Raw genomic sequence first — 12,041 nt, 5'->3', positions numbered from 1 at the left:
ATGTTTATATTTTAGCACGACCGTTCAAAAAAATACAATTAAAACCATTTTTAATCCATCTTTTCAAACGGTAGGACTTTTTTATAAACAGTACAACTTTATTTCAAATCGACATTCGGACTATTCTTGAAATTAAAAGCGCGTTACTATTTTCTTATATTAATGAGAAAGGGTGGCGTGCTTTTTATGAATATGCATCAAAAACAAGAGTTGTCTTTATTTGCCGAAGAGTTATATCGATATATGTCTCCCGCTACACTTAATCAATTAGCTATAGAAGCTGGCGGAATGAGACGAAAACGTAAGTGCCATGGGCACCATTTTTTATCTTTGTGTTTATGGTTAAATCAACAAATCGCTCCTACCTCTCTTACTCAACTTTGTAGTCAATTAGAAACCTCAACAGGAATTTTATTAAGTCCGGAGGGACTTAATCGACGCTTTAACTCAGCTTCTGTAGCTTTCTTTCGAACTGTATTTACTACACTTTTACAAGCTAAAATTGAAGTTTTATCTAAAATTTCTCATTCTCTTTCTGCTTACTTTGAACGCATTCGCATCCTTGATTCTACAACCTTTCAAGTTCCAGATCGATTCGCATCTACTTATCCTGGTGCCGGAGGGTGTAGTCATAAAGCTGGTGTAAAAATTCAATTAGAGTATGACTTATTGAGTGGAGAATTTTCTGATGTAAAAATTGAACCAGGAAAGCGAAGTGATCAGGCGTATGGTGCAACTCGAACAGGCATGATACAAAAGAATGAACTATATATTCGTGACTTAGGATATTTTCGTTTACAAGACTTTAAGTCTATCCAAGATAAGCAAGGATATTATTTATCACGTCTTAAATTACCAACTAAAATATATAGAAAAGAATTCGAAAAAGTGGTATTTAAAACAAAACCTGCTCAATTGAGACCGGTATATATACAAATTCATTTAGAAGACATCATGAAACAATTACAACCTGGCCAAGTGTACGAGTTACATGATATATATGTACTATTTGTGATTACCCATGCTTCATTAGCTTTATAGAAGGCTTTAGCTGCATAAATTTCTTGTATAGCTTTAATTCCTACTCTGTTCTTACAACCATATCTTTCGCTTGAATAACAACTCTATTTTCTCCTTCAAATATTAGATCTGCCCCAAAATCATGACTACCGTTCGTGACAGCTGCCTTATATCCCAGCTTTGTAAATATAGCCTCAAGAAAGAATTCAAATTGTCGTCCATCCATTTGATCAATGTCTCTGATCGCTGACTTTAAGAATATATTTTTCACTTTACGCTTTTGCATTATCTTATAAAGCGTCAACAGCACAAATAATATGATGCTGCAATAAAACATATACGGTGAAACATCTATGAGAAGCAACTCTACACCTCCTTTTAAAAAATAAATAATAAAAAAAGATCAACTCTATCAGTTGCTCTAGACTTAATTTAGTATTAGATTCCTTTTATCTTTCCATAGCATTTTCTAACGTATTTTTGCGGAATAAAGAAAAAGCTTTATATTTATTAGGGTGTGGATTTGGTGGCTCTTTAAACACCTTACTAATATCCTTTTGTAGATTATAAAACCTTTCATCTTCTTTTAACCAATCAACAGCTGTTTTTGGCTTTCCCCATTCTCTGGCAACCTGTTTAGGCTGCTTCATTGTAGCAATGCTATAAAAAAAGAATCCATGTTTTCTTCATCTGTTAATTCAACAGCGTAGAAATGGACTCTTTTTTTGTATCTGATTTTCCTAATGGTTGTATTTTATTTACTTTAAGTATTTTATCTTCCATATGTTCATATTTACATTCCCCTAGATCTGTAGTTAAAAAGCTTAACTTTTCAGCGATAATCGCACGTTCAAAACATTCCATTGCTTCCATATGACCTGGTGATTCTTCATTTAACACTTCTACAAAGTTCCTCTTTTTCAAAAGATCTTTGTAATTTTTAAGTACGGCAATCTTTGTATCTAAACCTACGCTAGTTAATGGCCTTGATATTTCATCATCATCAAAAAACTCAATTCTTTCGTTTTTGATCACTCCATATACAGGAACTTTTCCTTGAGCTGAACGTTTGTAATATGTAACACTTTCTGGAACTTTAATTTCATCTGCTCTCAACTTATAATTAGTTTGCTCTGTTCTACCTCCATGCGAAGTTATTTGAAGAATAGGTAAAGCTAGGGTTCTGTTATTCCCAGCGTATATAATAAGACCGAATCTTCTTTTTCCTACCGGCTCCTCATTGTCATTACTTAATGCTTTTGATTTAAAAGGATAAAATACCCTTACAATATCTCCTGAATTATATATTTCCATTTTATTCACCTATCCCTTTATCTGATATAAACAACATCATCTTCATCAAAATCATCTTCATCTTCATGCATATCAATTAATAAAAGAATTCTTCTATCCAGATCGTATCCAGTATATTTTCCTTCAGCTGCTAATTCTTTAATTGCTTGATCTAGATATTTTTGTTCGTAATCTTCAAGTTCCATTTCCTTAATAATTTGTTCTCTATCTTTCCCTCTCCATGAATAATTCGATAAAAAATCAATTGATTTCTTGTTTTCTATTTTATTATTTTCCATGTCAAAACCCCCATTTTATTAATAAGATTATTATATCACCTGATTTAAATCTTTCTATTTTATTCACCTACTTCTTTACCCATATATTCAGCATCATTTTCATCAAATCCATCATCTTCTTCTTCATTCATTTCAAATAGTAACATAATTCTCTTATCTAATTCGAAACCAGAATATTTTTCTTCTTGTATTAATTCCTTCATTGCTTGATCCAAATATTTTTGTTCATAATCTTCAAGCTCCATTTCCTCAATAATTTGTTTTCTATCCCTCCCTTTCCATGAATAGTTAGATAAAAAAGCACTTGATTTTTTGTTTTCTATTTTATTATTTTCCATGTCAAAACCCCCATTTTATTAATAATATTTATTATAACAATTTTACAATTTTAAATAAATGTAAAATTGTAAAATTGTAAAATTAAAAAATAAAAAAAGACTAACTCTTTTAGCCTTTCTAAACTTCATAAGTATTGAATTTAGAGTTTTTTCACTTTTGGTACATACGGATAAAATACCCTTACAATATCTCAAAAATTATACTCTGCCATCAATAATTCCCCTAACTATATTTAATTTTTATATATAATATCATCATTTAATGGGCCAACATCATCTTCATCCATAGCCATTCTTAAAACAAAATAACTATCTAGATCCATACCATAATATTTTTCTTTTGGTCCTAATTCATTCATTGCATCGTCTAAATAATCTTGTTCATAATCAGGTCATTCCATTTCTAAAATTATTTTTTCTTTTGTTTTTCCTTCCCAAGAATAATTCAATAAAAATTCCGCTGATTTTTTATTTTCCATATTAAAACCCCATTTTATTAATAAGATTATTATATCACCTTTACACCTTTTACTCTTAACTTATACATCCCATAAAATCCAGATAAGCAAAAAGCTAACCTTTCATGCCCAGCTTCAAATCCACTTCCTAGTAATTGCTTTCTTACTTTACTTTAAATTTTTACTAACTCATACTCTATGTGCCTTTCCCCCACATCACCATCAAGCTAACAGAACAAAATACATCCTAAAATAAAATACGCCATCCTTTCCTATGATTCTACAGAAAGAATAGCGTATTTTTTCTTTTTATGGATACATTTTTTAGCTCGATAACGATGGGGTGTTACCTCAAATATAATTATTTTATTTACATGTTTCTTTTAAATTTCTTTCAAATCTTTTCATAGGTTGGTATACAAGAACGTGTAGTGATAAACCTATCACTGCAGTAATGTTTAAAATAATACTTATAATCATTAAAGACCATTCTATAACTGGAGAAAAGTATCCATTCGTACTTAACGTAGAAGAACTTATACCAAGTAGTAAAATCACTATTAGTAAAGGTAAGTTTTTAACCAATTTGAATCCCCCTTTAAATGTAATATCTTTATATTATTATATCACACACTAATTTATGTAATTAATATAAGATAGTTATCTATGGGCAATTTTACATGTTTTTCTTGTTACAAGTTAGCACGAAATTTTGTTCTGGGGTACTATAAAATTTCCGCTTGATGGCGATGTGGTTCTATCCCATCGCTATCAAGCTAAGAAATTCATTGTACACCAAAACGAAAAAAGATGAAAAAATAATAAAAAGCTTATCATTAAGTGCTAAAAGATAAGCTTTTTTGTCTATACTTATTAAATTTTATTTGATTTCTTCCATGCTAATACTGTAATAAGATATTGAATACCAAATAGGAAAGCGAAAAGTATAATAAATCTTGCTATTACTGATAACCATCCAACGAAATCTTCAGGTAAGTTATATTTGTATGTGGTAGCACCTATTGCGACAAAACATAAAATAAAGGTATTACTCATTTTTTCTTTTAATTTTTCTTTTAATTGTTCTTTATTATTAATATCCGTTTCATAGACACCAGTTAGAATAGATTTAATAAAAACGAATATCATATAACAAATTATAATGGCTAATGAAGCAGCCCATTCTAAAAATGGACGGTGTAGATATGCTCCTCTTATTATAAAATCAACAAAAGCTATAAATAGAACAATAATTCCAGATTGAGCCCAAATTTTCATTTCGATTTGTTGAATTCTTTCATCTGGGTGTGTACTGAGTGAAAACCATTTTTTTAGTTTTTCCATTTTAAAATTCCTCCCAAAATAATTTATCTAAACTTTTATCTAGTGTTTTAGCTGTATGAATGCAAAGTTTTAAAGAAGGGTTATATTTATTACTTTCAATAAAACTAGTGGTTTGTCATGTAACGTTTACAATATCGGCCAACTCTTGTTGGGTCAGGCCTTTTCAACCCTTGCAATCTTCACTTTACTTACAGATATTAAATACACCTCACTTGTAAAGATAACTTAATAAAATAAATCTCATATTCTATATATTAAATTATTAACAACATAAATGCAATATATATTTTGCATTAAGTCATGTATAGATTGCTAAATTCTGTGTTTTTGTATCTAAAACTATCCTAGAAATATAAAATAGGCAATTCTTTCTGTAGAATCATAAGAAAGGATAACGCCTTTTTCACTTTATGGATGGTGTAAAACCTTAGCTTATATAGCTGTTTAATGATTATCTCTGTTACCTATAATCTTCATTATTGGCAGGAAAATAATATCAAAAAAGGACAAACCTCATAATAACAGGGCTTGTCCTTTTTCTAATTTTAGGTGAGTCTTATATTATCTAAATGTGCGTAACCATATGGCTCCTTTGTCTACTCGATAGGAAGATTTACTTCTTTCTTTCCATATACTCTAACAAATCATCCAATACTTCTTGTTGATTCTGCCATAGTTCAGGCAAGTTATCTAAGGGGAAAAATTTTAGCTGTAAGCTTTCTTCGTTATCCGTATGTAATGTTCCTTGAAAATCTCTACAAATATAAGTCAATTTCACTAAGGCAACTTGATCACCGTTAGATAGCGTTCTTTCGTATTTTTTTCCAGAATACACATTAAAGAATTCAAGATGTCCTAATTTCAAACCAGTTTCTTCAAACACTTCTCTCCTTGCTGTATCTTCCACTGTCTCGCCAAACTCCATAAATCCGCCAGGGTGTCCCCACCTTCCATTATCAGATCGTAATTGTAGAAGCACTTCATTCTTTTCATTCAATACAAAACAACCTGCGACCACCATAATCACTTTTTCATGTCCAACCATATTTCTTAAATAACTTATATAATCCATGTTTTTCAGCTCCTTCACTATAAGTCTACATATCTTCTTTTCATCAATATCCTCCAACAATGACAATTGATTCATACAGTACGGTTCCCATGTTTTCATCATATTAAAATTCACTTAATTTATTTATTAGGTTTCCAAATAATTGTTGGCCACTTATTGGTAGAAATATTAAAATATATTTTGCAGATCCTAATACACTTTTAAAATATAATTTATTTGACTCTAATTTACTAACTGATTAGAGTTATTGCAAATCAAAATAATAAAACCGCATCTCCAATTATTAGATAACTATCTAATACATTGAAGGTGCGGTTCACTTAGGTCATTAATGTTTCAGCTATTCTCTTTATTTGAAAATTACATCTACCATACTAATTTAATATTATATTCTTGAAGCCAACTATTAACTTGAAGTAAATAATCTATTATACCTCGTGCATCATTACCTGAAATTACTTCGTCTTTTCCTTCTGCAATTGCACGAACTCTTTCTACATTAATTAATGGCAAAATAGGTGATTCAGGATTGTTCAACACATGTAACATCCAATCACTAATACCTTGTAGATAAGAGGCATCCTTAGTGCTTGGATATGCACTTTTTTTGCGATAACGTACATCCTCTGGAAGTACATTTTCAAAAGCTCGACGTAAAATACCTTTTTCAATATTGTCTATGCTTTTCATTTCGAATGGGACATTCCATAGATATTCTACAAGCCGGTAATCGCAAAATGGAACTCGTACTTCAAAGCCATTCATCATACTTGTGCGATCTTTTCGTTCTAGCATAAATGGCAAGAAACGTGTAATAAACATGTAAGACATTTGACGTTGCTTCATTTGCAGATCACTTTCACCTTCTAAAAAGGGAACCTCAGCAACCGCATCTTCAAATTTTTGTTTTTGATATTTTTCAGGGCTAATCTTCGCTTTAAAATCCTCTGATAAAATTTCTGTACTATACCATAAATTAACACTCCAAGGGAATATCTCTGCATCTAGAAACTTCTCTTGATGGAACCATGGATATCCTGAGAATACTTCATCTGCGGATTCGCCTGAAAGTGCAACTGTTGCGTCTTTCTTCATTTCCTTAAATAGCAAATAAAGAGACGTTTCTAGTTCTCCAACTCCAGGTAGATCACGCGCTCGCATTGGAGTTAATAAATACTCTATTAAACTATCTGATCCTAACTCTATAGAATGATGCTTTGTTCCTACATATTCAGCCACACGTTTCACCCAAGGTTCATCACGATCAAAACGAAGGAAGTCTTGCTCAAAGTCTTTTTCATCATTGATGAAATTCAGGGAATATGTATGAAGACGTTCCCCTTTATTCCCAAATTCGTTTCCTGCTAAACCTGTTAAACCACTGGAATCTAAACCTCCGGAAAGCATAGATACCACTGGTTTATCAGCAATTAACTGACGTTTAACCGTATCTTGTAAAATGGAGCGGATTGTCTCGACTGTTGTATCAATATCATCTACATGTTTTTTACTTTCAAGTTTCCAATACTGTGTCGTATTCGAACCATTAGAGGTAAACGTCATATAATGGCCAGCACGCACTTCATGTATATCCTTGAAAATAGCATGACCAGGAGTACGTGTTGGTCCAAGACAAAATATTTCAGAAAGTCCTTCTTTATCTACCTCAGCATCTACAAGTGGATGCGAAAGTAAAACTTTTAACTCTGAACCAAAGAGAATTGCGCTTCCCCTTTGAGCGAAAAATAAAGGCTTCACGCCTAGATGGTCACGACCAAGCATCAATTTCCCAAATCTTTCATCCCAAATACCAAAAGCAAAAATCCCATTTAAGTGTTGAACACAATCTTCTTGCCATTCTAAGTAAGCGTGTAGTAATACCTCTGTATCTGACTTGGTCTGAAATTCATGACCTTTCTCCTCAAGTTCTTTACGTAATTCTTGATAGTTATAAATTTCTCCATTGAACGTAAGGCCAACCGTATCATTTCCATCTTTATACAGCATAGGTTGAAGGCCACCTTCAGGATCAATGACGATGAGACGTCGATGACCTAATGCCGCTCGTTTTGAAAACCAATGCCCCTCTGCATCTGGTCCTCGGTGAATGATAGCATCTGTCATTTTTTTTAACGTTTCTTGTTCATGAGACAGGTCTTTAGACCAGTCTATCCACCCTGCAATTCCACACATAGTGTCTACCTTCTCTCAAATAGTATAGAAACCGACTAAAATCAAATATCAGTCGGTTTTCTGTAAAAAAATCCGACTAAAAACATCTTTTAGTCATGTTTATATAATAAAATGAATTGAATAAAAAATCAAATAATTCAATCAAGAAAGAAATCATAGCCCTCTTTCACTTGAATTCTCATCGTCCGATTAAAAAATTATTACCTTAAACTTTCATTTTTATCCTAAGTGATACAATTACATTCTATTATAGTTATATACTAGAAATAAAAATGGTGTATGTTATTCTATAAGAAGCAACTAGGGACTTTCTATTAAGCTTTAAAAAATGACAAATAGAATGATAGAGAATGTAATGAAAGAAAACTTCGCTAAATATCTCAAGGATAGGGTGTAGACAATGATCAAATTAGAAAAAGAAAATAAAAAGATGAAAATCATTCAATCTGCCACAATACTGTTCTCTACGCGTGGTGTCCGTAACACAACAGTTGATGAAATTGCAAAGACAGCTAAAGTTGGTAAAGGTACTATTTATTATTACTATACAGATAAAACTGAAATATTATGCGACTGCTATATGCGTCATATCCAGCTTAAACGCTCACAATTATTTAATTTATATAAAGAAGAAAAAGATGTTTTACTTCGAATACAAAAAATTCTCCATTATATCAGCCTAGAATATCATCAAGATCCGTTTGTTTCTACACTCTTTCAAGAATATAAAGAGTACCATTCACCTGAAATTACAACTTGTTTTAAACAATCTGAAGAAGAAGCAATTAACATGATAAGTAATTTGCTCGAAAAAGGTTATCAGCAAGGGGCTTTGCATAAGGTACCATTACCGCTAACAGCTTTTATGTTAGTACGAATGATTTTTAACTATGAACAGGATTATATAAAAGATGATAAAAGTGATAAAGAATTTCTGCAGTTGCTAAAACATATGCTTCTTAAAAACTAGTTTTAACCACATATAAAAAATAAGTGCGGTGCAATTATATGAAGAAGAACGTGAATAATGGCGGTTTTTTATGAGCTCTTTTCACTCTAGACAAACATGCGAAATATCCAATGCTTATGTAGGAATGAATGAAAAAATAGTCCAGTAAAAAGAGCGTGTTTTCATCTATCTAAACACGCTCTTATAAATATTTAAACCCTATATGAATTGCCTATTCCATTCTAATTGTCTTTTAACTCATACATATCTTTTTATATTCGGTTATCATGCCAGAAATTTATTGGAAAATGATTATTCTCATCATAAGCTTCAAATTCATACCCTTTTTCTTTTAACCCTTTTATAATTGCTGGAACTGCCGCGACAGATTGTGGATGAATATCGTGCATTAAAACAATTTCTTTTGAAGACGTTGCACCTGCTAAGACATTTTGAACAATTTTCGCAGTTGCTACATCAACAGGTAATTTATTGTATTTCCAATCTAAAGAATCAATTGTCCAATCCCATACTTTTAAATTATTTCCGACCACTTCATTTCGAAGTGATTCATTTAATCCAGGCATTGATCCATATGGTGGGCGTGTTAATTTCGGTGAGTTTCCAATAACATTTCTAATTAAAGATTGATCTTCTTTCATTTCTTTAACATATTCCTGATTGGTGTATAACTTTTTAAAATCATGTGTCATACTATGCATGCCTACATAATGGTTTTCCACATGCTCTCGTTTCACTAAATCTGGGAACCTTTTCACATTTTCGCCAATTAAAAAGAATGTTGCTTTTACATCATTTTTCTTTAATACATCTAATAGGTTAGCTGTATATTTTCCTGGTCCATCATCAAAAGTTAAATATGCAACTTTTCTTTCTTTACCATCAAAACGATTAGGTATCGATTTTTTTAATTCATTTTTAGGTAGACTGCTCACTTGTTGAACACTGTTTCCCTCTTCCGCATTTACCAGCTTAGGATTTGTAATAGATTGAAACATGTAATACCCTATTGCTACTAATGTAATAGCCAACAATACACTTATAATTCTTTTTTTCTTAAGCTTAATTTTCATATTATAATCTTCTTTCTATCAAATCATTCCACTTTAAGTCGTTTAGTTTTATTATTCTATTAGCTTATTAAGTTTTTTAACTTAACCAATCTCAATTTTGGACTAATCATTTTAATAATCTATATAGGTGAAAATTAGTGCCCTGCACTAGCGTTCATGGCATTTCCTATAATAGTTAAAACTACCGGAAATAATACTGGTCCTAAGGTAAGGAAAATGTTTAAAAGTATAATAAAATTATATAGTGGGCTATAATTTTTACTATTACTGTTTTCCAATACTAGGATGAATAAAGTTATTACAGTAATTAAATGTAGTAATAAAATTATCAACCAATAATACATCATTATAGTAAGATTCCACTTTCCTAATAGTTGGTATGTTACTCCTATGATTATCCCTAATATAGTAACATTAAAGGAAATAAACAAAGTTCTTTTTAGTATTTTAGGAAATGTTTTGTGATCCACAGTTTTATTATATAAACCGATTAAAATGCCCAAAGATAGATATGCCAGTAATAGCCCTACCCAATTCCAGATCCAATCTTGATTCCCCATTAAATTAAACAAAAGCGAAAGGATCCCTCCTACTGCAAAAATCGAGGAGATCATAATACTATTTAAAGCTGATTTCATACTATTTTCACTTCCTTAAAAATTTTACAATACAGCATTGAAGTCTACTCTTAAGTTGTCCTTTACTTATTAGAATCCTTTTCATTAAAAATCTTGTATGGAAATCCCATCATATAATCCGGTCATCATACCTATTAGCATATACGGAGAATGGATAGGCCCAGCAAAAATTACATGTACATGATCCCATCCCATAATTTTCAAACTAAACGAAACTCCACCAAATCCTACTCCACATGGTAGATATACAAATAGAGGATGCGATCCATCAACTTTTATTTGTATATCAATTATTCAGACGAGTAGCAACTACTGCATTACCTTAAAATAAATGCTTTGATTTTTCATCGTTAATAAAATAGCACAATTAATTCTTATTAACTTATGTTCTTCCTTCTTCTACTGCTTTACTATAACCTGCTGTATATTCAAAAATAGTAGCCACTTTGTTTCTAGGCAAATCTTTTTCCCACTTTTTTGCAGCTGCTGCCATATGTACATATGATGTTTTAAACTTAATCATAATTTATTATAATTAAGTATATATTAACAATATATTAAGTATAAGTAAATAAAATTAATAATAATTTAATTTTATTTACTTATTTAAAGGGGATTACATATATGAACGATATTAATGTTGGTCACAAAATTATGGCATTTAGAAAAGATGCCGGATTAACCAGTAAGCGTTTAGCTGAGTTAGCTGATATAACACCTTCCATGTTAAGTCAGATTGAAAAAGGAATCACAAATCCTTCATTACAAACATTAAAATTAATTTCTGTAGGATTAAATATTCCATTGTTTAATTTTTTCTTAGAGGATACCAATACAGAAGAATTAGTTGTAAGAGCTAACCAAAGGAAAAAAATAACTTTTCCTGAAAGCGGCAATGTTTCGTATGAGCTATTATCTCCTAATTTAGATGGAGCACTAGAATTGGCTTTAATGAATCTGTTACCTCATACTGCTTCATCTATGGAGCCTGTAGCACATAAAGGGGAAGAAATAGCATTTATTATGGAAGGACAAGTAAAACTATATTTAAATGATGAAGTTTTACTTCTCAATACAGGTGATAGTGTTAAAATCCCACCTTATGCAAAGCATAAATGGGAAAATACTTCTTTAAACAAAGTCACTGTTATATTTGGAGTAACACCACCATCTTTTTAATTTCAAATACTAGCGAAGAAAAGTTAGAGAAAATAATTCTCTAACTTTTCTTGTATACATAACTTTATTTTAAGAAAGTAAAAAACTTGTCTCTCAATTATATGAGATTAAAATCTAAACAATTAAAACTAGTGAAATAGATTTTTTTAATTACATACTTAATT

14 protein-coding genes and 3 pseudogenes are annotated in these 12,041 nt (G+C 31.0%); 3 read left to right on the top strand and 14 right to left on the bottom strand.

What is annotated here, in order from left to right:
* Window positions 1-186: 186 nt before the first annotated feature.
* Window positions 187-1,005 (top strand): annotated as a pseudogene (locus DN404_RS29905) (IS4 family transposase); the annotation flags it as partial.
* Here DN404_RS29905 and DN404_RS29900 read toward each other — a convergent pair.
* The 11 genes and pseudogenes from DN404_RS29900 to asnB form a co-directional block, all read right to left on the bottom strand.
* Window positions 999-1,384 (bottom strand): annotated as a pseudogene (locus DN404_RS29900) (restriction endonuclease); the annotation flags it as partial. The pseudogenes DN404_RS29905 and DN404_RS29900 overlap by 7 nt on opposite strands.
* An 85-nt stretch (window positions 1,385-1,469) precedes the next feature.
* Window positions 1,470-1,670, bottom strand: coding sequence for a hypothetical protein (locus DN404_RS31180; protein WP_239697135.1), 201 nt, complete (start codon window positions 1,668-1,670; stop codon window positions 1,470-1,472).
* A 43-nt stretch (window positions 1,671-1,713) separates the two neighbouring features.
* The gene (locus DN404_RS29895; protein WP_255445565.1) at window positions 1,714-2,334 is read right to left on the bottom strand and encodes a hypothetical protein; all 621 of its coding nucleotides are present in this window, start codon (window positions 2,332-2,334) and stop codon (window positions 1,714-1,716) included.
* 17 nt (window positions 2,335-2,351) lie between these two features.
* The gene (locus tag DN404_RS29890; protein ID WP_243871060.1) at window positions 2,352-2,612 is read right to left on the bottom strand and encodes a hypothetical protein; all 261 of its coding nucleotides are present in this window, start codon (window positions 2,610-2,612) and stop codon (window positions 2,352-2,354) included.
* A gap of 59 nt (window positions 2,613-2,671) precedes the next feature.
* Entirely contained in the window at window positions 2,672-2,950 is a 279-nt protein-coding gene (locus DN404_RS29885; RefSeq protein ID WP_239697140.1) for a hypothetical protein, read from the bottom strand.
* A gap of 233 nt (window positions 2,951-3,183) precedes the next feature.
* On the bottom strand, window positions 3,184-3,309 hold the full coding sequence (locus DN404_RS31175; RefSeq protein ID WP_255299673.1) for a hypothetical protein: 126 nt from the start codon (window positions 3,307-3,309) through the stop codon (window positions 3,184-3,186).
* 465 nt (window positions 3,310-3,774) lie between these two features.
* Entirely contained in the window at window positions 3,775-3,993 is a 219-nt protein-coding gene (locus DN404_RS29875; protein ID WP_000240400.1) for a hypothetical protein, read from the bottom strand.
* A gap of 288 nt (window positions 3,994-4,281) precedes the next feature.
* Complete coding sequence (locus DN404_RS29870) at window positions 4,282-4,752, bottom strand: DUF6773 family protein (protein ID WP_149215846.1); 471 nt, start codon at window positions 4,750-4,752, stop codon at window positions 4,282-4,284.
* 1 nt (window position 4,753) lies between these two features.
* Window positions 4,754-4,950 (bottom strand): annotated as a pseudogene (locus tag DN404_RS31170) (helix-turn-helix transcriptional regulator).
* Between the two features lie 415 nt (window positions 4,951-5,365).
* Window positions 5,366-5,824: an NUDIX hydrolase gene (locus tag DN404_RS29860; protein WP_086389415.1), complete on the bottom strand. Its 459-nt coding sequence runs from the start codon at window positions 5,822-5,824 to the stop codon at window positions 5,366-5,368.
* A gap of 366 nt (window positions 5,825-6,190) precedes the next feature.
* A complete protein-coding gene (gene asnB, locus DN404_RS29855; protein ID WP_149215845.1) occupies window positions 6,191-8,017 on the bottom strand; it encodes an asparagine synthase (glutamine-hydrolyzing) in 1,827 nt (608 codons plus the stop codon).
* A gap of 400 nt (window positions 8,018-8,417) precedes the next feature.
* Here asnB and DN404_RS29850 point away from each other — a divergent pair, with 400 nt between their 5' ends.
* On the top strand, window positions 8,418-8,987 hold the full coding sequence (locus DN404_RS29850) for a TetR/AcrR family transcriptional regulator (RefSeq protein ID WP_098776507.1): 570 nt from the start codon (window positions 8,418-8,420) through the stop codon (window positions 8,985-8,987).
* 251 nt (window positions 8,988-9,238) lie between these two features.
* Here the strand turns inward: DN404_RS29850 and DN404_RS29845 are convergent, their stop codons facing one another.
* The 3 genes from DN404_RS29845 to DN404_RS29835 all read right to left on the bottom strand — a co-directional run bounded on the left by DN404_RS29845 (window position 9,239) and on the right by DN404_RS29835 (window position 11,221).
* Window positions 9,239-10,060, bottom strand: a complete 822-nt coding sequence (locus DN404_RS29845; RefSeq protein WP_149215844.1) for a peptidoglycan-N-acetylglucosamine deacetylase — start codon at window positions 10,058-10,060, stop codon at window positions 9,239-9,241.
* Window positions 10,061-10,194: 134 nt separating this feature from the next.
* The gene (locus DN404_RS29840) at window positions 10,195-10,698 is read right to left on the bottom strand and encodes a DUF3902 family protein (protein ID WP_149215843.1); all 504 of its coding nucleotides are present in this window, start codon (window positions 10,696-10,698) and stop codon (window positions 10,195-10,197) included.
* Window positions 10,699-11,080: 382 nt separating this feature from the next.
* Window positions 11,081-11,221 carry a serine dehydratase gene (locus DN404_RS29835; RefSeq protein WP_149215842.1) on the bottom strand — a complete coding sequence of 47 codons (141 nt, stop codon included), beginning with the start codon at window positions 11,219-11,221 and terminating at the stop codon, window positions 11,081-11,083.
* 101 nt (window positions 11,222-11,322) lie between these two features.
* Between DN404_RS29835 and DN404_RS29830 the strand changes: the two genes are divergently transcribed.
* The gene (locus tag DN404_RS29830; protein WP_149215841.1) at window positions 11,323-11,877 is read left to right on the top strand and encodes a helix-turn-helix domain-containing protein; all 555 of its coding nucleotides are present in this window, start codon (window positions 11,323-11,325) and stop codon (window positions 11,875-11,877) included.
* Window positions 11,878-12,041: the final 164 nt, after the last annotated feature.

Source organism: Bacillus sp. TE8-1 (assembly GCF_008368855.1).
GTDB classification, from domain to species: Bacteria; Bacillota; Bacilli; order Bacillales; family Bacillaceae_G; genus Bacillus_A; species Bacillus_A cereus.
The sequence above is the reverse complement of the archived record's forward strand: the minus strand, read 5'-3'. Positions and strand labels throughout refer to the sequence as shown.